The 21,630-nt window shown below is 33.6% G+C and carries 25 protein-coding genes; 16 read left to right on the top strand and 9 right to left on the bottom strand.

Annotated elements, in window-relative coordinates; genetic code table 11:
- Positions 1-19: 19 nt before the first annotated feature.
- From HS129_11645 to HS129_11655, 3 genes are all read right to left on the bottom strand, one after another.
- A complete protein-coding gene (locus tag HS129_11645) occupies positions 20-2,581 on the bottom strand; it encodes a site-specific DNA-methyltransferase (GenBank protein ID MBE7412692.1) in 2,562 nt (853 codons plus the stop codon).
- Between the two features lie 737 nt (positions 2,582-3,318).
- Positions 3,319-3,477, bottom strand: a complete 159-nt coding sequence (locus HS129_11650; GenBank protein MBE7412693.1) for a hypothetical protein — start codon at positions 3,475-3,477, stop codon at positions 3,319-3,321.
- A 493-nt stretch (positions 3,478-3,970) separates the two neighbouring features.
- Positions 3,971-5,200: an alpha/beta fold hydrolase gene (locus HS129_11655; GenBank protein ID MBE7412694.1), complete on the bottom strand. Its 1,230-nt coding sequence runs from the start codon at positions 5,198-5,200 to the stop codon at positions 3,971-3,973.
- A gap of 52 nt (positions 5,201-5,252) precedes the next feature.
- Here HS129_11655 and HS129_11660 point away from each other — a divergent pair, with 52 nt between their 5' ends.
- From HS129_11660 to HS129_11670, 3 genes are read left to right on the top strand one after another with little or no spacing between them, the layout of a single operon-like run.
- Positions 5,253-5,690 (top strand): DUF3805 domain-containing protein, encoded by a 438-nt coding sequence (locus HS129_11660; GenBank protein ID MBE7412695.1) that lies wholly within the window; start codon positions 5,253-5,255, stop codon positions 5,688-5,690.
- A complete protein-coding gene (locus tag HS129_11665; protein MBE7412696.1) occupies positions 5,683-6,600 on the top strand; it encodes a hypothetical protein in 918 nt (305 codons plus the stop codon). Before HS129_11660 ends, HS129_11665 begins: the two co-directional genes overlap by 8 nt.
- An 11-nt stretch (positions 6,601-6,611) precedes the next feature.
- Positions 6,612-7,805, top strand: coding sequence for a VWA domain-containing protein (locus HS129_11670; protein MBE7412697.1), 1,194 nt, complete (start codon positions 6,612-6,614; stop codon positions 7,803-7,805).
- Between the two features lies 1 nt (position 7,806).
- Here the strand turns inward: HS129_11670 and HS129_11675 are convergent, their stop codons facing one another.
- From HS129_11675 to HS129_11685, 3 genes are all read right to left on the bottom strand, one after another.
- Positions 7,807-8,139, bottom strand: a complete 333-nt coding sequence (locus HS129_11675; GenBank protein MBE7412698.1) for an STAS domain-containing protein — start codon at positions 8,137-8,139, stop codon at positions 7,807-7,809.
- Between the two features lie 164 nt (positions 8,140-8,303).
- Positions 8,304-9,137: a patatin-like phospholipase family protein gene (locus tag HS129_11680; protein MBE7412699.1), complete on the bottom strand. Its 834-nt coding sequence runs from the start codon at positions 9,135-9,137 to the stop codon at positions 8,304-8,306.
- A 30-nt stretch (positions 9,138-9,167) separates the two neighbouring features.
- Positions 9,168-9,413 carry a hypothetical protein gene (locus HS129_11685; GenBank protein ID MBE7412700.1) on the bottom strand — a complete coding sequence of 82 codons (246 nt, stop codon included), beginning with the start codon at positions 9,411-9,413 and terminating at the stop codon, positions 9,168-9,170.
- Between the two features lie 30 nt (positions 9,414-9,443).
- On the opposite strand from HS129_11685, the gene HS129_11690 reads away from it, so the two are divergent.
- The 5 genes from HS129_11690 (at position 9,444) to HS129_11710 (ending at position 13,657) form a co-directional block, all read left to right on the top strand.
- Positions 9,444-10,550 carry a DNA polymerase III subunit delta gene (locus HS129_11690; protein ID MBE7412701.1) on the top strand — a complete coding sequence of 369 codons (1,107 nt, stop codon included), beginning with the start codon at positions 9,444-9,446 and terminating at the stop codon, positions 10,548-10,550.
- 19 nt (positions 10,551-10,569) lie between these two features.
- A complete protein-coding gene (locus HS129_11695) occupies positions 10,570-10,881 on the top strand; it encodes a PilZ domain-containing protein (GenBank protein ID MBE7412702.1) in 312 nt (103 codons plus the stop codon).
- A gap of 3 nt (positions 10,882-10,884) precedes the next feature.
- Positions 10,885-12,039 (top strand): galactokinase, encoded by a 1,155-nt coding sequence (gene galK, locus HS129_11700; protein ID MBE7412703.1) that lies wholly within the window; start codon positions 10,885-10,887, stop codon positions 12,037-12,039.
- Between the two features lie 68 nt (positions 12,040-12,107).
- Complete coding sequence (locus HS129_11705; GenBank protein ID MBE7412704.1) at positions 12,108-12,671, top strand: uracil-DNA glycosylase; 564 nt, start codon at positions 12,108-12,110, stop codon at positions 12,669-12,671.
- Positions 12,668-13,657 carry a radical SAM protein gene (locus HS129_11710; GenBank protein MBE7412705.1) on the top strand — a complete coding sequence of 330 codons (990 nt, stop codon included), beginning with the start codon at positions 12,668-12,670 and terminating at the stop codon, positions 13,655-13,657. The genes HS129_11705 and HS129_11710 overlap by 4 nt, the downstream gene beginning before the upstream one ends.
- Before the next feature lie 26 nt (positions 13,658-13,683).
- Here the strand turns inward: HS129_11710 and HS129_11715 are convergent, their stop codons facing one another.
- A complete protein-coding gene (locus HS129_11715; GenBank protein MBE7412706.1) occupies positions 13,684-14,604 on the bottom strand; it encodes a peptidoglycan DD-metalloendopeptidase family protein in 921 nt (306 codons plus the stop codon).
- Positions 14,605-14,752: 148 nt separating this feature from the next.
- Between HS129_11715 and HS129_11720 the strand changes: the two genes are divergently transcribed.
- From HS129_11720 to HS129_11745, 6 genes are all read left to right on the top strand, one after another.
- Complete coding sequence (locus HS129_11720; GenBank protein ID MBE7412707.1) at positions 14,753-15,511, top strand: CPBP family intramembrane metalloprotease; 759 nt, start codon at positions 14,753-14,755, stop codon at positions 15,509-15,511.
- Positions 15,508-16,242 carry a hypothetical protein gene (locus HS129_11725; GenBank protein MBE7412708.1) on the top strand — a complete coding sequence of 245 codons (735 nt, stop codon included), beginning with the start codon at positions 15,508-15,510 and terminating at the stop codon, positions 16,240-16,242. Before HS129_11720 ends, HS129_11725 begins: the two co-directional genes overlap by 4 nt.
- Positions 16,243-16,297: 55 nt before the next feature.
- Positions 16,298-16,618, top strand: coding sequence for a divalent-cation tolerance protein CutA (locus HS129_11730; protein ID MBE7412709.1), 321 nt, complete (start codon positions 16,298-16,300; stop codon positions 16,616-16,618).
- Position 16,619: 1 nt separating this feature from the next.
- A complete protein-coding gene (locus HS129_11735; GenBank protein MBE7412710.1) occupies positions 16,620-17,483 on the top strand; it encodes a metallophosphoesterase in 864 nt (287 codons plus the stop codon).
- Between the two features lie 99 nt (positions 17,484-17,582).
- A complete protein-coding gene (locus HS129_11740) occupies positions 17,583-18,362 on the top strand; it encodes an enoyl-CoA hydratase/isomerase family protein (GenBank protein MBE7412711.1) in 780 nt (259 codons plus the stop codon).
- Between the two features lies 1 nt (position 18,363).
- Complete coding sequence (locus HS129_11745) at positions 18,364-18,882, top strand: dCTP deaminase (protein ID MBE7412712.1); 519 nt, start codon at positions 18,364-18,366, stop codon at positions 18,880-18,882.
- 7 nt (positions 18,883-18,889) lie between these two features.
- Here HS129_11745 and HS129_11750 read toward each other — a convergent pair whose 3' ends face one another.
- Positions 18,890-19,381 (bottom strand): hypothetical protein, encoded by a 492-nt coding sequence (locus HS129_11750; GenBank protein ID MBE7412713.1) that lies wholly within the window; start codon positions 19,379-19,381, stop codon positions 18,890-18,892.
- A gap of 162 nt (positions 19,382-19,543) precedes the next feature.
- Here HS129_11750 and HS129_11755 point away from each other — a divergent pair, with 162 nt between their 5' ends.
- Both HS129_11755 and HS129_11760 read left to right on the top strand, forming a co-directional pair.
- Complete coding sequence (locus HS129_11755; GenBank protein MBE7412714.1) at positions 19,544-20,326, top strand: enoyl-CoA hydratase/isomerase family protein; 783 nt, start codon at positions 19,544-19,546, stop codon at positions 20,324-20,326.
- A gap of 347 nt (positions 20,327-20,673) precedes the next feature.
- The gene (locus HS129_11760; protein MBE7412715.1) at positions 20,674-21,135 is read left to right on the top strand and encodes a DUF1564 family protein; all 462 of its coding nucleotides are present in this window, start codon (positions 20,674-20,676) and stop codon (positions 21,133-21,135) included.
- 70 nt (positions 21,136-21,205) lie between these two features.
- Here HS129_11760 and HS129_11765 read toward each other — a convergent pair whose 3' ends face one another.
- A complete protein-coding gene (locus tag HS129_11765; protein MBE7412716.1) occupies positions 21,206-21,628 on the bottom strand; it encodes a CBS domain-containing protein in 423 nt (140 codons plus the stop codon).
- Positions 21,629-21,630 lie beyond the last annotated feature (2 nt).

A 21,630-nucleotide genomic window follows, 5' to 3' on the forward strand; every position in this document is an offset into this window, starting at 1 on the left:
TTGCTTTCCTCCATCACCATCACAAACGGATAATTTTTAATGACTCAATTCCTCTTGCGTCAATAATTTTAACTGCCACATTTTTTCCTGCTTTAAATGGAAGCGAAATCGTTCCGCCAAAGGCTTCAATTTTTTCTTCATCAATTTCTGCTTTCAGGTTTTTAGCTAAAGTTGCCCATCCTTCTTTGGCTCCTGCCATTGGGAAAAATACTTGTGATGGGAACAAACTTCTTCCGTCATAATCATGGTCAAGCATCCACATAGCAATGTCGCCTTTGCCACCACTGTCAACCGTTCCTGTTTTTGGGTTGTAATAATCAAAACCGTTTACTTCAACGGTGTATTTGCCTTTATCATCTCCCGATTTTACTTCTGTTATTTGCACATCAGGCTGACCAATCAACCAAAAACTTTCGTTGCTGCTGCGTTTCTTTTTCAAATCATCTGTCAGCAAGTCCGCATTCATTTGGGCTTCTAAAAGCGTAATGCCCGGCCAGTTGGTTTCTTCAATGTCTTTTCTTGCTTCTGAATCGAAATGGAAAGCACAGAACAGAATAATTTCAGGTTTTGGTTTTAGTGTTCTTGCTTCTTCCAAAGCCAGTTCTACCATTCGTTGTTCCAATGGTGCATGTTCAGGGCCAAAACAAACCACAACCCGTTTTGGATTGTCCTCCCCTTCGGCTGCACTCAGGGCGGGTTTCGTTTCTGCTTCTGCCTGTAAAAATCGTGTTCCGCTTAATGGTTCCACTCTTGTAAATTCAATCAGTTTGCCGCCTTTGGCCCTAACGCCTGCACGGAGCAATTCATTTCTCCATTCATCTTGCCGCAAGGTTTCGCCACTTCTTGAAATGGAATTGTCGGCTTCCATTGGCATATCGGTGTCTGAGATTGTCGAAGACACTTCATCAAACGATTTGGCAACAGGGGCAGGAACGGCTTCAACGGTAAATGGACCTGTTACTCTGGTTCGCTTGTTGTCAATGAAAGGTTGGTCGTAAAGCGTTTCGGTAGGTGCCGGTTCATTGTTAGCTATGCTTTTTAAAGTAATATGCGGAACCGTTTTGTATTTAAAACCACTGCCTACGCCTTCATGGGGATAGGCCAACTGGAAATAATCAAAATTGGCGGTCATCAGTCTTTGTTTTGCCAAAGTGATAGCTACTCTGGATGTATCACAGGTTATCCATCGCCTTCCATTTTCTTCTGCAACCTTTGCTGTGGTTCCACTTCCGCATGTTATATCAAGAACTAAATCACCTGGGTCAGTTGACATAAGCATACATCTTTCAATGACTTTTGCATTCGTTTGAACAACATAAATTTTTCCCATTCCACTTCCTGTTGCCGTGTCTTGCCAGAAGTTTGAAATTGGATTTACAGGGAAGTCGTCTGCATATCTTATATATGAAAGAGTTGTTCCTGTTTTAGCAATTCTGTCAGCCTTGATTAAGTTTTCTATTCCTTTGTGATTTGTTGCCCAACTTCTCCCTGCTGTAGGATTAAATTTCTCTCCTTCAAATTCTATTGGGAAAATACAACTCTCTGTCCTACCAGACGAAAGTAAAATCTGGTAACGAAAAACTCTAGCACCCTTTGGTAGAAGTGAATGATTTGATTTTTCATCATCGTTTAATTTCCTTTTCTCTCCTTTTATTTCAACATTTGAATAAGCAGCATCATTTTCTATCTCTTTGTCAGAATAAACTTGATGATACTTGAGTGTATCTTTTTTCTTTGCATACCATAAATCATAATCTGAAACTGCTGGTAATCCAGACGCGCCAAGCCCTGCTGTTTTTTTAAATGTGATGAAGGAAACAAAATTCTCACTACCAAACACCTCATCCAATATTTCCCTAACATGATGCACATTCTCATCACTTATCTGCACAAACACACTACCGCTTTCATGTAAAAGTTCTCTTGCCACTAAAAGCCGGTCGCGCAGATAAGTCAGGTAAGAATGAATGCCTAATTCCCAAGTATCTCGAAATGCCTTAACCATTTCAGGCTCTGCCGTTAAGTCCTCATCTTTCCCATCTTTAACATCACGTTTGTTCACAAAGGGCTGAAAGTTGCTTCCATATTTAATTCCATAAGGCGGGTCAAAATATACCATCTGCACTTTGCCGCCCATGCCTTCTTTTTCTAAAAGGCTGTTCATCACCAGCAGGCTGTCGCCTGCAATCAGCCGGTTGCTCCAGTTTTCTTTGTGCTTGTAAAACTCAATGGCTTCACGCAATGGTTTCTTTTCGGTTTCAAACAAACTCAATTGCGTTGGTGCTTCTTCTTCCTTTTTTACGGTTTCGATAATGCGTCTTGGGTCAATGCGTTCATGCACATGCAAGCTCACGGTTGGTACATCAAAATTAGTGTGTTTGGCTTTGCCAGCCCATTGCAGTTGCGGGTCAAGGTGTGGGTCGTATTGGTAGGTTTTCTTCTTAAAGCCGCTCCCGATACTTTCGGGATCGGTGTGTGCATCTACCAGTCCAACAGGCGGGTTGTTTACCCGTTGCTTGTCTTTATGTTCGTATTGCTCAATGGGTTTTTGAGCAGTAGTTTTATTTATCTTTTTTGCCATGTGTATTAAATCAATTTCAATTTGTAAAGGTCGGTCGTAAAGTTATTTTTTAAAACTGATATAATCAAAAGTTACAATTTCCTTTACTTTTCCGGATAAACGAATCAAGCCAAAGGTATTCTTTCTGTTATTTGCAAAAAAGTCACCAATTTTTACGTAAATAGGTTAATTGACGGTTACAAATAGAGCCTCGTTTTAAGAAAATTTTTCTTTAATTTTGCACACTGTGTGCAAAATTTAAGAAAATGGGACGTTAGACGGTATAGGTATAAGGGGGATTACAGGTTTAGTACTGATTTTGTTGTTTTCGTGTGAAAATGTGGGAACTCCAATTCGGAGGACTGAAGACTGGAATCGTGGAGGTAGAATCTTTGCAAATAGGTTTATCTTGTAGGATGAGGTTTTGAGCGTTAGTAGAGTTTTTGAAATTTCGCTTTTAGTGCAGATTTTGCACCTTTCGTGTGAAAATGTGGGAACTCCAATTCGGAGGACTGATGACCGAGGTCTGAGGTCGGAAATAGTGGAGGTAGAATCTTTTGTAAATAGGTGTATCTTTTAGGATGAGGTTTTGAGCGTTAGTAGAGTTTTTGAAATTTCGCGTTTAGTGCAGATTTTGCACCTTTCGTGTGAAAATGTGGGAACTCCAATTCGGAGGTCTGATGACCGAGGTCTGAGGTCGGAAATAGTGGAGGTAGAATCTTTTGTAAATAGGTTTATCTTTTAGGATGAGGTTTTAGTCAACCGTAACGCCTTTCATTAATAATTTTTTCCAATTCTTTCTTGTCTTTTACTGGAACAAGCTCGCCGGACTTTATAGCCTTATCTTTGATCTTTTTCATTTTATCCCACAAACCAGTTTTTTTGGCTGTGATCGTTTTCTTTGTTTTCGTTCTCATGCCTATATTATCGCCCTCTTTTCCGGTTTGTCAAGTGAGTTTCTTTTTACTCTTCTTAAAATCTCTTTTTATTGCTCTGGTAAGTGCAGGCATTTATTTGCTTAATAGCTCAACTAATATTTTTTCATGGTCGAAAAATCCCAAAATTTCTTTTTTCATTATTCCAACTCCTTTAGCGCCTTTTCTATTTCTTGATACTCTAAAGTGTTTTTGATTTTTGGACTTACTCCAAAAGTCCCTATCATGGAATCGAAAATTTTTTTCAAATCCTTTTAAACTATTATCACGTGCGTTAGTTCCTGAGCTTGAGTCATGTTTTCCCTCTTTTTGGTTTGTACTTTCATGCGTTAGGCGTTATCAACTACGGTCAAATCTTCCATTCCCATTTCAGGGATATATTCCTTTTTAAATCCTTGATAGGAAACAAACAAACTTATTAAAATTTTCAGATAGAATCAAAGGTGAAAATCTGCACAAAATTTTATAGCTCTCTCTATGCGGATTCTTTCCAGTTAAAAACCCTATCTTTGAATCGCTTAAAAATTGACTTCTTTTTACGAGTTCCATGATTATAGATAAACTTTTCTACTATAGGAAATACATCTTCAGAAGCTTTCTCTCCCATCACAAGACAAGCGTGTCCATAATCACCTGTGTAACCATTTGCTTTTGAGATGACGAGAAACTCCTTGATTTTAGAAGAGCAATTCTCATACACAAATTTTAATGATTCAGGGGTAGCAAGTCCGTCATTTTTTCCTGCTATAAAAAGTACAGGGACACTAATTTCTTTTTGAAGCTCCATATAATCGAATCTGGAGTCCATAGAAGTCATTTTTTTTTGTTCTATCCAGTGCATAAATTGATCGGTTAGACCTGCCGAAATATTTTCGACTGCGTTTTTCATAATTTTTTTAATCGTAGCCTTCCCGGTAACTTCGGGATTGTAAAGAACTTCATCAATTGGAGTATAAATTTCTCCTGCCATTGGAGTTATAATAGCTGCACCAAATTTTAAATCCAACATTTTTCTGGCGTTTGGAAACCTAGAGAGTAAACTAATCAGAGTATGACCAAGATGGTTCAAAGTCCCCGGCCCACCCAAACTTACAAAGGAAGCTATACTTTCTTTTTCTTCTTTTGAAGAAACCCCCATGTACGCATACATTATAATTGCCCCCATAGAATGACCCACCCAGTTTACTTTTGGTGAATGTGATAGGGATTTTACTTTTTCGATAATGGCAGGTACATCGTATTTTACAATATCATCAAAGCTAAAATCTTCATATCTTGAAGGGGACTCATGGTAGGAACGACCACAACCTCTCAGTGAAACAGAATATACATCGTATCCTTGCAATTTCAAGTAGTATGGCAATGAATGGTGTTTGTCTAAGTCAACTACAAACTTATTTGTAGCTATACCATGCACAACAATTACTGGAGCGTGGTCTTCCTTGGGGTGAACAGCTTTATGGTAATGGAGTGCAATATTCCAACCATCATTCGTTCTTGCATAAAAAACTCGATCTGCAATATCGTGGATTCCGTAAATTTTAACAAATAAGTCTAAAAAAAAAGGGTGGAACAGGGTAACTATAACTAATATAATGCTTAATAGTAGAGCAAAAACACTGGAAGTAAGTGCTGCTAAAATTATAATTATTACAGTTGTAAAAATATAAAATGGATTTCTTCTCTTTTTAAATATTGCCAGCACGAATATACAAAAGTATATGTACAAAACTATTGTCAAGTAAGGAAAAATTCAATTGAGTCTGAAATTAGAATACCAATATTATAAATCTCCCTACGGGTGGTACTCCCTTGTTTATCCAGAATTCTGGGAAACAGAAGTTATTGAAGGAATTCCTGCTTTTTTTGATCCGGAAGGGACTGGTGCTTTGCTTGTTTCTGCTTTTCAGAATTTAGAAGGAGAGTATCATCTTCAGACAGAGCTGGCTCGATTTTTATCACAACACAATGTTGAGTATGAGGAAGATAGTATCGCTAAATTTACAAACAACGAAGGGTGCAACATTCTTGCATGTGAATTTATTTCAGACAATAGATTTTGGATGGTTTATATGCTCTCTAAAAAAGATAAATTGATTGTGTGTTCTTATAACAGCGATGAATCTCCTGACAATGAGTTGAGTACTATACTCACTACAATTATCAGTTCCATTAAGGTGATTGAGCATGAATAAAGCTAAATTTTTTATTATTTTCACTATTCTTGTATTTTACCAATGTATTCCAAATTTAAAAGGAAAACCGACCTCCCACAAACCTGAGTTTACCGGAATGTATATCTTCAGTGACAACTCACAAGAAAAAGAAGATATTCTAAAACTCAAAATCCTTGTGATTTTTGAAAACTCAAAAAATGAATTGGAGTATTACTTCAAAAATTTCACAAGATTATCCTTTCATATTAGTGACAATCGTGAAGAAATAATTACAAGACGAGGCTTTGTGATTACAAGTGGACATGAATTATTGTTCAGAGAAAATAACATGGAAGAAGAGCAAAAATTATACTATGGACCAAAGCAAAGCGATCCAAGAAATTGGACTGCTTTGAATATGGGACCAAGAGCAAGAGTTCGATTTATAGACAAAGAGCCTCCCTCCGGATACGATAGACTCGCCGAAATATCTTCAGATTATAAAGAAATTCTTATTAAGAATGAAAAGTATCAAAAAATCGGAAATCCTTTTATTGGAACAATTCAACTAACGCACGGAAAAAATAGATTAAAACTACAAAATGATATTTCAGGAACGATTTACTATACTAGTAAGCCAACCGGTGAGATTGCAGCAATAGTGTCTAATCCGAATAGTTTAGAAATTGGAATGAAGGTAGAAATTGCAACATCTCAAGGAAAAGTAATTGCAACTATAGAGCAAAAAAGTGAAGAAATGATTTTCTTAAAACCAGAAAAATCAGTCCCTATTCAAAAGTTTGATTCAGTATCTCCTGTAGGAGTTGTAGATTTAAAAACTAACTTAAAGAAAAACGTAGATCCTGAAGAATTAATTCGCAGACTGAAATCAAATAAAAATTTATCTCGCGAAGAATTAATTCGTGAGCTTGAAAAATTAAAAAAATAAGTTGGAACATTTTGTTTTTAGATTTTTTTTATTCGCTTAGATCAAGGAAAATCCCTGTAACAACAGGTGAGCTATTAGACTTGCTTCATGTTATTTCTAAAATTACAAAAGACAATCAAACAGTGAATGTAAATAGTTTTTACTATATTGCTCGCAATTGCTTAATTAAAAATACAAAGCACTTCGACGATTACGATATAGTATTTTCACAAATTTTATTTCCTGAACTTTCACAAGACATTCAATTTAAAGAAAAGTTAGAAAAATGGTTAAAAGAGGCTATCGAAAATAATTTAAGTGATGAGAGAAAAAAGAATGCTTTAAAAATTTTACCGGATGATTTAATCTCTGAATTAGAAAAGAGATTAAAAGAGCAAAAGGAAAGGCACGATGGTGGAAATCATTGGATTGGAACAGGAGGGACTTCCCCTTTTGGTCATGGGGGTTTCAATGATAGTGGCATTCGTATTGGAGGTGAATCAAAAAATAGAAGCGCAATATCTGTAGCTGGCGAAAGAAGATATAGAGATTACAGAACTGATGAAACTCTCGGTGTAAGACAAATCAAATCAGCACTAAAAAAACTTCGTGCACTAAAAAGAGAGGGAAAGCCCAAACTTTCCATTGACCACACAATTCGAAAAACCTGTGACAATGCAGGTGATATAGAAGCAGTACTAAGAAAATCTAGAAAGAACAATATGAAGCTACTTTTACTTATGGATGTAGGCGGCAGTATGTCGCCTTACGCTGCAAGAGTAAATAAAATATTTAGTGCAGCCCACCAGATGAATCATTTCAAAGAATTTCACTATTACTATTTTCACAATATAATTTACGACTATGTTTATAAAGATGCAACAATGAGAAACAGGGTTTCAGCAGACTCTTTGCTAAAAAAGTTTCGTTCCAACACAAGAGTTATTTTTGTAGGTGATGCGTATATGGCTCCTTATGAATTGTTTCACAAGTCTCAATATTTTCAAGACTATTTTGAATTTGGAAAGAAAGGAAACCAAAAAACGAATATGTCCGGCTTGGAGAGATTGATTCAACTGAAAAAATATTTTGAGAAAAGTATTTGGTTAAACCCTGAAAATACAAACTATTGGAATGCTCCCACGGTGAGCGCAATTCATAATGAAGTTCCGATGTTTTTCTTGAGTTTAGACGGAATCGAAAAAGGAATTAAAAAATTACTCTAAATCAGCCACTGATTTGCTTATATTCTTCTTCGCTAATAATCTGAAAATACGATGTCAACCCAGCTACTTTAAAAACTTTTTCAATAGGCGTTTTCATATTAGCAATTTTAAAATCCCCATTTAAAGTCTGAACAAAATTCAATTCCTTAATCAACATTCCAATCCCGGAAGAATCAATATAAGTCATTTTCTCAATGTTTATAATCACTCTATTGTTCTCAGAATTTATATTCTTTTCAATAAACGATTTAAAATCAGTTGAAGTATAAATATCGAGACTTCCGCTCAGGTCAATAATTGAAACATTTCCGGCTTTTCTTAATTTAATATCCATAGTTTACAATTCAAGATTTAACTGCTTCTCCAAACAAATTGGTATATAGATTAGGAGATTTATTAAAACCTGAATTTGCAAGCACTAAAATTTATGAAATATAAAAAATAGAAAGGAAAGCTAATTTAGGGGTTTTAGCAAAGTGTATTTCTTATAAATACAAATTACCACTTTTCTAACAAAATTTTGCTATTTTGAATAGCTGTAGAGTAGCCTTTTTTAATATTTTCAATCCCTAAATTCATGCTATTCGGACCAACCGGCAAGGCGTTAGTTGTCAAGCGAATCAATTTAGTGTTTGTCTTTTCCGCTAGAATTTCTTTTAATTCCTTGGTTTCTTTTTCTATAATAGAAATTCCGGCACCAAGGGCATTTTTTAATTTTCCGGTTTTTCCTTTGCTATTTGTATTAATTTCGTGAATAAAAATTCGATCAATTTTCTTATCCAAAATAAGCTCCCGAATAGGTTCGTGGTCGCTCACCCCACCGTCTAAAAAATCCTCTCCTTCCATATTTTGTATTTCAAAAAGTAGAGGAAATGCAACTGAGCACATCACAGTTTCTAAAATATCTCCTTTTGTCCTTAACTCCCTTGTCCCTTTTGAAATATTAGATACAGCAATCCCCAAAGGAATGGAGAGATTTTCGATCCTCTTCCTTTTAAAATACGGATACAGCAGATTTCGAACTTTTTTACCGCTCAAAATTCCAGAATAGTTTTTAAGCCCCTGCCGAATCGGTTTTATGAATTGGGAAAAAGGATTACCTTCCCAAAAATCATTTTTTTGAATTTTTAGCATAACTTGAATAATTTCATTTGAAGGAATTTCAGCCGCATACAGAGCAGCTACCAAAGCACCGGCAGAGCACCCGGTAATTGCATCCGGTTTAAATTTTAATTCTTCCAGACCGGCGATAAATCCGGTATGGGCATAGAATCCGAAAAATGCTGAATTTAAGCAGAGCGCCTTTTTCTTTTTAAAAAATTTTAAAATCAAGAATGCAAAAATTCTTCCTTTGAAGTAAGTTTAGGCAGTAATATCCAGAATACTCCCTCTGAGGCTAATATTCCCTTTTAGGAAATCTCTAAAATTATCCGGCTTTCCGAGAGCCATTTCTTTCATTTCGTTAAATTTTTCTTTAGAAAAAAATTGTTCCGGATCGGATTTTACTTTTTCAATTTTCGAGATCGGACGTTGTGGATATATTGGCTGAATATAAGTGACTGGCTCTTGGTTTGAGGAAATTTTTTGTACGCCTTCACCGAAGTTCATAATTATATTATCGGTTAATTTTTAGGGAAGATGAGCGAATTAGAAAAAAAACAAACTATTGAATATCAGGATTTATACGATTTATTTTTTAAAACTTCTGATAAATTGCCTTCTAAATTTCTATATGTCTCAGAAGATTCTTTTGAATTTGACCTTTTAGTGGATTATTATAAATCCATAATGAAAAAACAAGGTGCAGCTTTTGAAGTTGTAGTCTATGTTTCAGAAACCGGAGACCTTGAAAAATTTATTTCTGAATTGTTTAGCATGAATATGTTTTCGCAAAATAGGTTATGTGTTATAAAATCAGGAAGCGATTTTTTAAAACCCTTGCTGTCTTCAAATAAAGAAAAATACTACGAAGAGTTAAAAGCCGGTTTGTCAAAAATCACTGATGAAACTATTTTACTTGTTCACTACGACTCCAAAGAAATTCCTTTGAAGTTGAAAAAACTTTTTTCTGATGGCGCAGGTTATATCAAGAGTAGAAATTATTTTCCAAATGAAGCAAGAAATTCTTTGGAAAGAATTCTGAAACACGAAAAAATTTCCATGGATATAGATGCAATAGATGAATTTATTTATAAGACTCCACCTTCTTTCGGAACTTATCTTCGCAGCATAAAAAAACTAAAGTCATACTTTGGAAAAAAACATTTTTCATTATTAGAAGTAAAAGAATTATTATCTGCAACTACAGATTACAATCCGGATCAATTAGTAGAGTTTTTATTTTCCAATAGTAGATTTGAATTTTTTAAAGAATTTTCAAAAATTCGACCGGACTCTACAGATACAGATAAATTGTATCTGAGACTACTAAACCGATTGCTGGAGAAAAATAATGAAATCAGAAAGGCAAAAATCTTGTTAAAAAAATTTCGTAGTAAAGACGATGAAAACGAATTCTATAAATTGATGGGAATGGAGTCTTATTCTCCTGCCAGAAAAAAATTCGTTCGATCCAAACTCATCCGAGAAACTGAAATTTTTAGCGATAAAGCAATTTCCTATTTATACGAATCCTTAATAGAAATGAACTTTCAATTTAAAGCAAGTTCAATTAAAGATAAGCAAAATTTTTATTTCATCCAGAAGATGGAAAAATTATTTTTAATATTGTCTGCAAATAATTAATTTTTTAGGAGTGTTACAAATGGACGACAATCGTTTATTCAAGAGATTTAAAAAGAATAATTTAATAAAATTGTGTGTATCCGATAAAGAATTTTTTGGGAATCTGGAAGATATTAGCATGATGGGGTGCTCTATAAAAACTGAAAATAAATTACAAATCGGAGAAGATATTGTTTTAGAATCTTATTTTTTTTCTGAAAAACTACCTTGTGAGGTTTTGAGATTGAATCAAGATGGAGAAGAAAATAAGTACGGTCTTAGATTTAATAATCTTTCAGAAAATATTGTAAAAGAAATTTATGATCTTATAACTGTAAATGAAAATAGTTAGACCATGTTACTTGATAAACAAGGATTAGAAAATTTACTTATTCAAAAGTTTGGAGATTCAACTCACCCTATTCGATTCTTTCAAGCACCTGCAAGAATCAACATCATTGGTGAGCATGTAGATTATCTTGGAGGTTTGGTTTTACCTGCAGCTATTAGTTTTTTTACGAATGTAGCAATACGAAAAAGAGACGATTCATTTATAAATTTATATTCAGTTCAATTTTCTGAAACAGTAAACATAAACTCATTGGAAACTAATAAATTTTTTCCTTGGGTAAATTATATCATAGGCGTGGTCATAGAAATTAAAAAACTTGCTAATCAAGAAATAGGCTTTGAGCTAATCATTGACGGAAATATTCCACAAGGTGCAGGTCTATCTTCTTCGGCATCACTTGAAGTAGCAGTCGGGAGATCTATTTCTGAAATTTTTCATCTCAATTTATCAAAAGAAGACATTGCAGTTATTGGTCAAAAAGCAGAAAATAATTTTGTAGGCATGAAATGCGGTATAATGGATCAATTTATTATTTCGGTAGGAAAAAAAAATAACTGCATACTTTTAAATACAATCACGCTCGAATTTACCTATCACAACTTTTATTTGCAAGGATACGAATGGACTCTTATCCACTCCGGTGTAAAACATTCTCTCAAAGACAGCGAATACAATACAAGACGAAAAGAATGTGAATCTGCATTGAACAAAATTCAAAAAAAATTTCCCCAGATGCAAAATTTATACAATTCAGACATTTTTACGGAGTACGATAATCTTGGCTTAACAAAGGAAGAGCTAAATAGAGTGCGTCATGTTTTGGGCGAAAAAAAAAGAACTAAAGAAATATTAAAGCATTTTAAAGAAAAAAATCCTGAACTCGTAGGGCAAGTTTTGTATGAAACTCACAAATCTCTTTCAGAATTGTTTGAAGTTTCCTGCATAGAAACAAACCACATTGTTGCTTTCTTAAAAAACTCAAAGATAACCGGAGCAAGGATGATAGGAGGAGGTTTCGGCGGGTGCATTCTTGTTCTTTGCAAATTGGGAGAACTTGAGAAAATCCGAAATAGTCTAATTTCTGATTATCAAAATACTTTTGGTATAGAATTGCACTTTCTGAATTTTGAAATTTGTGACGGCGTAAAAGAATTTTAGAGGAGAAATTCTTGGAATCCTACAAAGAATTTATACAAACTCTATCTAATTGCAAAATTTGTCCTAAGATGATTGGCCCTCCAATTATAGGCTCAGTTCAAAATACCAAAATTATCAGCATTGGACAAGCACCCGGAATCCACGAAAAACGTTTTATGAAACCATTCTCTTATACCGCAGGAAAAACTTTGTTTCGATGGCTGCAAAGTATAGGTATTGAAGAAGAAGATTTCAGGAATAAAGTAAATATGTCTGCCATGTGTAGATGTTTTCCCGGAAAAGAAAAAAATGGGGACAGAAAACCGTCTCGTATCGAAATTCAAAACTGCTCACAATATTTAGAATTTGAATTCAAACACCACAAGCCTGAATTAGTTATTCCTATCGGAAAATTAGCAATAGATTTAACAATGGAAAAAAATTTAAACTATAAATTAAAAAATGTTGTAGGGAAAAAATTTGAAAGAACAATATTTGGAATTTCCTCCGATTGGATTCCACTTCCTCACCCATCCGGTTTAAATGTTTGGAATCACACTAAAGAAGGAAAAGAATTAATAGAGAAAGCCTTAGACTTAATCAAAAATCATAAAAGTATTCAAGAGATATTTTTTCCCAAGCACGTTGAATGAAATTTTCACATATCTATATTGAAACTAAAGCAATTGATTATCCGATTGCAAAATCTATACTAGAAAAAATAAAAGAAACTCCTCTCATTCAAATTAAAAACTACAAAGATGTATTCAATCGCTCAAAGCAAGATTTTACATTACAAAAAAAATTCCCAAAGCTAATCCTTGCAAAAAAGGAGAGCCAATTTCTTTATGAAGGCTCCAAACTCACCCCTGATTTTGGAAACAAAAATTTTTTCTACAATTCTTTAGTGTTTAACTGCATCTATAATTGTGACTATTGCTATTTACAAGGGATGTATCCTTCTGCCTATATAGTTATTTTTGTAAATATTGAAGATTTTTTTTCTTCTATCGAAGATAAACTAAACAGCTCAAGTATCTATTTGAGTGCATCTTATGACACCGATCTTCTTGCATTTGAAAAAATTTATCCTTTTGTATCGCAATGGATTGAGTTTGCCCGAAAAACTTCCGGTCTTCTTGTCGAAATTAGAACAAAAAGTTCCAATTTCAAAGAAATTCAAAATATTTCACCTACAGAAAATATTATTTTAGCATGGACACTTTCACCAAAATCCATTATTCAATCTTATGAAAACAAAACTCCAACCTTAAATCAAAGATTAAATAGTGCGTTAGCCGCAATCAATGCCGGGTGGAAGGTTCGGCTCTGTTTTGATCCGGTTCTTATAATTCCTAACTATGAGTTCATCTATAAAGAATTTTTTAAGCAAGTTTTTTCGGTCATTCCTGAAAATAAAATTTTAGATATTTCCACAGGTGTATTTAGAATTAATTCTGACTACCACAAAAAAATTCAAAAGTTTCGTATGGACTCTGATATTTTATTTTATAATTTTGAAGAATTTGAAGGAATCATTTCTTATCCTGAAAAAACAATCTCGAATACAAAAGATTTTCTATACCAAGAGTTAAAAAAGTACTCGGATAAAAAAATAGATTTCACTAATCCTTTTTAGTTTTCTTGGAATAAAATTTAATGTCTTTATGAACTGTTATGAATTCTAAAATTTGGTTTTTGATTTTTGCTAAATCTTCTTACTTCAAAATGTAGATGATTTCCTGTAGCTCTTCCGGTATTTCCCACTTCGCCTATCTTATCCCCCCTCTTAACTTTCTGCCCCTTCTTAACAAAAAATTTACTCAAATGACCATATCTCGTTTCAAAACCTAAAGCGTGTTTTATGATCACTAAATTTCCATAACCGTTTTGTTTATTGGAAATTATAATTTCACCATCGGCAGACGCATACACGTCGGTTCCTTTTTCTGCTGCTATATCAATTCCACCATGAAAGGTTTTTTTATTTGTAAACGGATCTTTTCTAAAACCATAAGGAGAAGACTGCACTCCATCATCCAATGGCTTCATAAAAGCCAATCCATAAAAAAATGACTTTTCTGTTTTTTCTAAACCACGCCCGGGAATAAACCATTCATTCCTATCTTTATCAAAAATTAAAATATTTTTGGGAATTGAATATTTTTCTGATAAGGTTTTCCTACTTTTTAAGGATTCATCTAAACCGGATCTATCGTAAACCCCTCGCATATTCGGAATCAGAAGAGTCATGCCTGTATATAAATCTTTTGGATTAGAAAGTGAATTTACCGAGGAAAGAGTATCCAAATCCATTCCTGTTCGCGCCATGATAATGAAAAAATTGTCTTTATGTTCAACCTTATATTTATAAAATTTTAGTTCTGTTAAATTAGAATCACTCGGGCTAGATTTTGAGGCTTTCAAATTATAGCGAACATCTTCTCTCAACTTTTGCAATAGTTTATTAGAATATTCTAAATTCCCCAATGGAATAACTGAAAAAGAATACAACGCAGAAAAATGTATTAGAATAAGAAATAGAATTTTCACTATTCTTTCTATCGGATTAATCGAAAAAAACAATGACTTAAAAATGCAACTTACAAAACTTGTAATCGGAAATCCAATGGAAGAAACTACAAAACCACCGACTTCATTAATCGTTAAAATTGCATTAACACATTTGACTTTAATATTTTTCTGCCAGATTCTATTGTTTTTACTATTGAGATTGAGTATTTTAACCATTACACTCCAAACAAGACTTCCTGATAATATTCTCGAAATGGATAAATCGGAAAGAGAAACATCTCAAAAGGAAATTGTAGAAAAATTTCAAAAAGAAGCTGAAAAGAATCCCGAAAAAATTTCTTCCGAATATTTTGAACTTGCGTTAGGCGAAAAGCCCGGCTTACTATTTTGGAATAGTCTTCTTTGGGCAATTTCTTTCCTACCAATTACTTACTATATTTTAAAAAAAACCGGAGCAAAATTAAATCTACTTTCTGACGATCTTAACTTTGGTTCTATCAGTACCGGAGTTATGGCAGGGTTTTCTGTATTTTTCTTAGTCAGTTCTATTTCTCTTATACTCCTAATTATTGGATACAAACCCAAAGGAAATTTTTTTCAGACTGCATTATTTAAAAATCTTAAAGATAACACCTATCTGCTTGCATGGTCAATTTATAGCATAGGTATCATTACCGGAATAATCGAAGAATGGTTTTTTAGAGGATTTTTGCTTACTCACTTTATTGGTATTTCTGCAACAAGAATCGGTCTAGCAATTACTTCAGCCATTTTTGGAGCTGTGCATTATTCTCCTGAAGCGTCACCCGTCATTCCAATCATATTAAGTTTTGTAGGATTTTGCTTTGGATATTTTTATATCAGAACCAGAAATATTTGGGTTTCAATTTCTGCACATGCAACATATAATTCACTCGGACTGCTATTGGCATTTTTTCTTGGAGAAAAAGTGGTATGAAAAAGAAAATTTTAATTCTTGTTTCGCTATTTATTTTTTCAATACAAAATCTTTTCTCTGCTGAAATTATAGAAACTACTTCAACTGTAGAAGATATGAATATTCAAATACTAAAAATCTTGAGTCGAGTTACCGAAGACAAATTTCACTCACCTGATAAAACCGGAGGATTTATACACCGGTACACAGACAATTTTTTTTCTCCATTCAACTTTAATATCTATATAGGTAAAATTAATAAAAATTCTCTTGATGCAATTATTCGTATCGAATCGCCCAGAAAAGGAGAAGCAAAAGTTCTCAGAAGAATCATTGAATCTGAAATACTAAAAAACCCAGATAGATCTGGTAAAGGAGTCACGACAAAAAGTCATATTCTGTCCCAACTTTTTAACGTCGTAACACCAGCCGCAAGTGTGTACTACAACTCCAGAAATTCTCCCTTTTATTACGACAACGATGCCTCTAAAAAAATCCTACTCTATGTTCTTGCCGACATCTTGCTCGTCGGTGGCGCTTATTATTATGCAGATAAAACAAATACGAAAAAAAAGACACTAGACGATCTATTTCTGAAAAAAGGGCCCTCTTACGGATTTTTTGAAATGAAAAACAGTGGAATTATTATGGCTGCTTTAGCTTCGACCAGAATTATTAGAATGTTTGGTGCTGCAAGTGAAACTGCTGCACAAAATAGGATGGCTGAACTATCTTATACATTTAAATTCTAAATAAGAAATCTTTACATTTTCTGACTATTGTATAAATTCTACTTGGAAATAGAAAATGAAACCTTGTATTGCATATATTACAACTAAGAATAAGCAAGAAGCAAAAAAACTCGGTAAATTACTTGTAGAAAAAAATATCGTGGCTTGTATCAATATTTTTAATAATATAAATTCTATATATTCATGGGAAGGAAAAATAATGGATGAGAAGGAAACTGTAATCATCGCAAAAACTCGTGAATCCAATACAGAAAAATTAGTGCGATTTGTAAAAGAAAATCATTCATACACCTGCCCCTGTGTTATCATAGTTCCTATTGTAAATGGAAATCCAGAATATTTAGACTGGATTATACAAGAGACTCATCTACACTAATATGAAAATAGCTCTATTTGGTGATATTCACGGATTTTGGAATAACTTCGATGTAAAATCAATTAATGAGTCAGATTATGATCTTGTATTATTTACCGGTGACTTGAAAGGATTTTTACCTCGCGATGAAAAAAGAGTTTCAAAAAATATTTCACAAATAAAGAAAAAATCCTTCATCGTCCCTGGAAATTGGGATAGTTCAAACCTTTTACAACTCATTGGTGAGATTCGACAAAATCAATATCTCATTCGAGTAGGCTCTTTTGGACAAAATAAAAGATTTAAACAATGGGAAAAGACGTTAGGCGAAATCCAAGTGGCAGGCTACTCATCTCATTCTATTGGAGAACCTCAAGACTCACTCTGCCTAATTGCCGGAAGACCATTTTCAATGGGGGGAAATCTTAGCTTTAGCAGATTTCTAAAAGAAAATTACAACGTATCCAATATGTCTGACTCAGAAAATAAATTAAAACAAATTATCGATACTATAAAAGAAGATAAAATAATTTTTCTATCCCATAATGGGGCATCCGGATTAGGAGTAAAACAATCGGATATTTATGGTTGTGATTTTAAAAAAGAAGGAGGAGATTGGGGGGATGTAGATTTGCACAATGCCATAAAATACGCAACCTCAAAAAATAAAAAAGTTTTAGGGGTCTTTTCAGGTCACATGCATCACAAAATTTCCAAAACAGATAACAGAATATGGAGTCTAAAAAAAGACAATATTTTATACATAAATGCAGCAAAAGTTCCAAGAATTTTTAAAAATAATAAAGAATTCTTTCACCACCATGTAAAAATTATAATAGAAGGTAACGAAATCCAAGCAGAAGAAATCCTATGGAAAAGAGACTAAACTCAACCTACCCTTTTTTGTTTCCAATCATAAAATTCGTTCTTGATATTTTAACGAAATATAGATAATTTGAATTCAAATCAATGAGTGAGCAATTTTTTGTCAGATAAAACATTTATTCAAATAGAGAACAATATTGCTCTACTATATCTAAACTCTCCTGAAAATCGGAACGCAATATCCAGATCCCTTTTGAATTCTTTCGACTTATCCCTAGATAATATAACTTCAAATAAAAATATTCGAGTTTTAATAATTACAAGCTCAAACGATAAAGCATTTTGTGCAGGTGCTGATTTAAAAGAAAGAGCACTAATGACAGAGAATGATATAATTCAATTTCTAGATAATATGAAAAAATTATTTCTAAAGTTAGAAAATTTTCCAATCCCTACAATTGCTGCCATCAACGGAGATGCTTATGGTGGTGGATTGGAAATGGCTCTTTCTTGTGATATTCGCATAATTTCTGAACACGCAAAAATTGGATTAACCGAAACTAAACTTGGAATTATTCCCGGAGCCGGAGGAACTCAAAGACTCACAAGGATCATCGGCGAATCTAAAACCAAAGAATTAATATTTACAGCTAGAAGAATAAATTCTATTGATGCCGAAAAATTTGGAATAGTCAATTACGCTTATTCAAAAGATTCTATGTTAGAGAAAAGTATTTTATTAGCAAAAGAGATTTCTACCTCTGCACCTATTGCAGTTAGTCTTGCAAAACTTGCTATCACAGAGGGCATCGGAAATACTATCGTTGAGGCACTTGATATTGAACGAAAATATTATTTGAAGACTTTAGATACAAAAGATAGAAAAGAAGCTTTAGTAGCATTTAAGGAAAAGAGAGAGCCTATTTTTAAAGGTGAATGATATGATACTGACAGGGAATGAAATTCAAAAACGATCAGGAACAGATATAATTATTGAGCCTTGGGATAATTCACTTATAAACCCAAACTCATACAACTTGAGACTGCATAATGAAATGCTGGTTTACAACCATTTTCCTTTAGATATGAAAAAGCCAAATTTGGCTGATCGAATTATTATCCCGGAAACTGGATTTATATTGGAACCGGGGAAACTTTACCTCGGAAGGACTTTGGAATATACTGAAACCCATAATCTAGTCCCAATGCTCGAAGGACGTTCATCTATCGGAAGATTGGGGATGTTCGTTCACATTACTGCTGGTTTTGGAGATGTTGGATTTAAAGGATATTGGACTCTTGAAATTTCAGTGATCCATCCACTCATCGTATATCCTAACGTCCAGATCTGTCAAATTTTTTACCATACAATTGAAGGCGAAATTGTAGAATATAAATCAGGAAAGTACCAAGCGAATCAAGGAATTCAACCTTCTCTACTATACAAAGATTTTCATTAAAAAAATATTATGTTTTTTTTGATTTTTGTGAAGACGCAGCTTTTAAAATAAACTCATTTTTATCCTGCAAATTATCGTGGATAATTTTATCTAACTTTGAAAATAATGATCGAAGTATATCATTCGCAATTTCTAACTTAATCTTGGAGCTTCTGATTTCAGAAACCCTAAGAAGAAGCTCTCTCCCTTCAGCAGTGCTAATAATTGAATCAAAATTTGAATAACTTTTCGAAATTGCTTCTTCTTTATTCTCATTTAAAAAGAAAGAAGAGTTGAGATTGTAAAATTTACAAAATAACAAAAATAGATGTGTTTGGATTTTACTTTCAGCACGCTCAATTTTTCCCAATAAATTTGGATTAATTTTCACAGAATATTTCTTAAAAATCAAATCGCAAATTTGATTCAATGTATAGCCCTTGTCTTCTCTAAGAAAACGAAGTTTAAATCCTATAGCTCTATAAATTTCTTTAGTTAAAAATACTTCTTTTGAACTCATTATCTTTACACATATTACGCTTAATTTGCAAAACTATGAATTAAAATCTTTCAATTTTATCCTAGATTGAAACTATGGTGGATGAAATGGCAAAAAAATATTTAAAATAAGTAATTATATTACTCTAAGAATAATAAAAGTCATGAAATACATGGAGACGTTATGAATTACAATAGAGAAATCCTGCAACTCGATAAAGGCAAAGCTGAAATTATAAAGTTTCAAACAAATGAACAAAACTCACTTACCAAACAAAATATGGAAGAATTACAAAATATCCTCAAAGACATCCAAGAAAATGACCAAATCAAAGGAGTTATACTAACTTCCGACAATCCAAAATTTTTTTGCAACGGACTTGACGGTGATACGCTTTTGTCAACCACCGGTGAAGAGCTTTTAGGGCATGTTGGAGGAATTTGTATTTTATTTGGACACCTTCTTAGATTCGATAAGCCACTTATTACTGAGGTGACAGGACACGCGATGGGAGGAGGCGCAGTGATCACAAGTGCAAGCGACTACAGATATATGCTAACAACAGGATGTAGAATTGCTTTCACAGAAGTTTTAGTCGGACTTCCACTTCCGGCTATGTTTATAGCAAGGATTCAAGAAACAGTGAATCCGATTAAAGTAACTGAAATATGTCTCGAAGCCGCCAACTATAAAGGGAAAGAAGCAAAAGAAGTGGGGATGATTGATGAAGTTGCAGACTCGAAAGAAGATTTAAGAAAGTTATCCATAAAAAAATTGGAGACTCTTTTTCGTCTTCCAATTCTTGCGATCAGGCAAACGAAGCAAAATGTGAATAAAAAATCTCTGTTTCATTATGAAGAATATCTTGAAGAAACTAAAAAAAGTTTTCAAGCACCCGGTGTAATCGAAAATTTAAAAGAAGGTATGCTTGCTATTAAAGAAAAACGAAGACCTAACTTCAAATAAAATGTGGGAACTCCAATTCAGAGGACTGATGTCTGAGGTCTGAAGACTGAAATTGTGGAGTTGGAAATTTTTTTCGTATAGGTTTATCTTTTTGGATGAGGTTTTAAGCTTTCGCTTTTAGTACAAAACCTGCACTTTTCACGCAATAATGTGGGAACTCCACTTATTCAGGGGATTACGCTTTTAATACAAATTTAGAACCTTTTGTGTAATAACAAAAAAAAATTTTAAAAAACGATAAAATTTTTTTTCCTAAAGCAAACTATTTTTACCTTATATCAAGGGCAGGAGATAGTAGGTGGGAATCAGGAATAGAGGAAAGTAAATTTTTGTATTAGGAGAAAGTCATGAATCCTGAAAAATTTGAGCGGACACAATCGAGTTTGTTGATACCAGAAAAATATATGGATGAGTTTAATCGTAGGACAGAAAATATTTCAAGAGAGGATTATTTGCACGAGTTGTTAGAGAGGTACAGGAACGTATTATTATGGAGAACTTTTGAGAAATTGGATTGTGTGAAGACAAAATATCAAGAAGAAGGGCAGAATTTGCAAAAGAAGAATTTTCGCCCAGAGAATGCAGATTGGATCGAGCTTGGCGAGTTTGCTCAATGGCTTGGTATTTCTCGAACGGCTCTTTTTACTCTTCTTTTGTTGCTTGACATTGCCGGATGGGACATAATCATCCCTGCCAAGTTCTATGATTTTGGAGTTCCACCCAAGGTTAGTTCTATTGCGGTAGGAGTTTACCTCTCCAAGAGAAAAACTATCCGCTATAACAGGCTAATACTACATAAACAAAGATAAACAGAAAAAACTGAGAAACAAACACTCAAAAAATAAAGCCAACTAATAAATGGTAGGGATTGTTCTATGCCTACGAATCAATTGGCTCATCTTCAAACAAAATTTCGTTCATTAAATCTTTAGGGGAAACAATCCCGACTAATTGATTCTTTTCATTTACGACCACTATAGAAGCTACATTATGATCATTCATTAAGTTTGCGGCATCATAAGCATTGGATTCTGGATGAACAGTGATAAGTCGTCTCTTGGAAATTGTGTCTCTAAGTTTTTTAGAAAGAGTTTTTGAATCTGCATTCAAAGCAAAGCTTAGAAAATCTGAAGTAGAAATGATGCTTTGAGGCAAATTATTCTCATCAATAATCACAATATGATGAATATTTTTAGCACTCATCTTCCTTGCTACATCATTCCAAGAATGATCTAAATTAGCAGTATAAACTGTATCAGTCATTACATCGCTCACTTTTAATTCTTTCAATCGCTTATCCATAG

Source organism: Leptospiraceae bacterium, assembly GCA_015075105.1.
In the GTDB taxonomy this organism is placed as follows: Bacteria; Spirochaetota; Leptospiria; order Leptospirales; family Leptospiraceae; genus JABWCC01.

Excerpts from the sequence above, each read along its gene's own strand:
- HS129_11645 (MBE7412692.1), bottom strand. The coding sequence starts at position 2,581 with ATGGCAAAAAAGATAAATAAAACTACTGCTCAAAAACCCATTGAGCAA.
- galK (MBE7412703.1), top strand. The coding sequence starts at position 10,885 with ATGTTACTTGATAAACAAGGATTAGAAAATTTACTTATTCAAAAGTTT.
- HS129_11650 (MBE7412693.1), bottom strand. The coding sequence starts at position 3,477 with ATGAGAACGAAAACAAAGAAAACGATCACAGCCAAAAAAACTGGTTTG.
- HS129_11730 (MBE7412709.1), top strand. The coding sequence starts at position 16,298 with ATGAAACCTTGTATTGCATATATTACAACTAAGAATAAGCAAGAAGCA.
- HS129_11745 (MBE7412712.1), top strand. The coding sequence starts at position 18,364 with ATGATACTGACAGGGAATGAAATTCAAAAACGATCAGGAACAGATATA.
- HS129_11710 (MBE7412705.1), top strand. The coding sequence starts at position 12,668 with ATGAAATTTTCACATATCTATATTGAAACTAAAGCAATTGATTATCCG.
- HS129_11735 (MBE7412710.1), top strand. The coding sequence starts at position 16,620 with ATGAAAATAGCTCTATTTGGTGATATTCACGGATTTTGGAATAACTTC.
- HS129_11760 (MBE7412715.1), top strand. The coding sequence starts at position 20,674 with ATGAATCCTGAAAAATTTGAGCGGACACAATCGAGTTTGTTGATACCA.
- HS129_11695 (MBE7412702.1), top strand. The coding sequence starts at position 10,570 with ATGGACGACAATCGTTTATTCAAGAGATTTAAAAAGAATAATTTAATA.
- HS129_11765 (MBE7412716.1), bottom strand. The coding sequence starts at position 21,628 with ATGGATAAGCGATTGAAAGAATTAAAAGTGAGCGATGTAATGACTGAT.
- HS129_11690 (MBE7412701.1), top strand. The coding sequence starts at position 9,444 with ATGAGCGAATTAGAAAAAAAACAAACTATTGAATATCAGGATTTATAC.
- HS129_11750 (MBE7412713.1), bottom strand. The coding sequence starts at position 19,381 with ATGAGTTCAAAAGAAGTATTTTTAACTAAAGAAATTTATAGAGCTATA.
- HS129_11685 (MBE7412700.1), bottom strand. The coding sequence starts at position 9,413 with ATGAACTTCGGTGAAGGCGTACAAAAAATTTCCTCAAACCAAGAGCCA.
- HS129_11665 (MBE7412696.1), top strand. The coding sequence starts at position 5,683 with ATGAATAAAGCTAAATTTTTTATTATTTTCACTATTCTTGTATTTTAC.
- HS129_11675 (MBE7412698.1), bottom strand. The coding sequence starts at position 8,139 with ATGGATATTAAATTAAGAAAAGCCGGAAATGTTTCAATTATTGACCTG.
- HS129_11755 (MBE7412714.1), top strand. The coding sequence starts at position 19,544 with ATGAATTACAATAGAGAAATCCTGCAACTCGATAAAGGCAAAGCTGAA.
- HS129_11725 (MBE7412708.1), top strand. The coding sequence starts at position 15,508 with ATGAAAAAGAAAATTTTAATTCTTGTTTCGCTATTTATTTTTTCAATA.
- HS129_11705 (MBE7412704.1), top strand. The coding sequence starts at position 12,108 with ATGATTGGCCCTCCAATTATAGGCTCAGTTCAAAATACCAAAATTATC.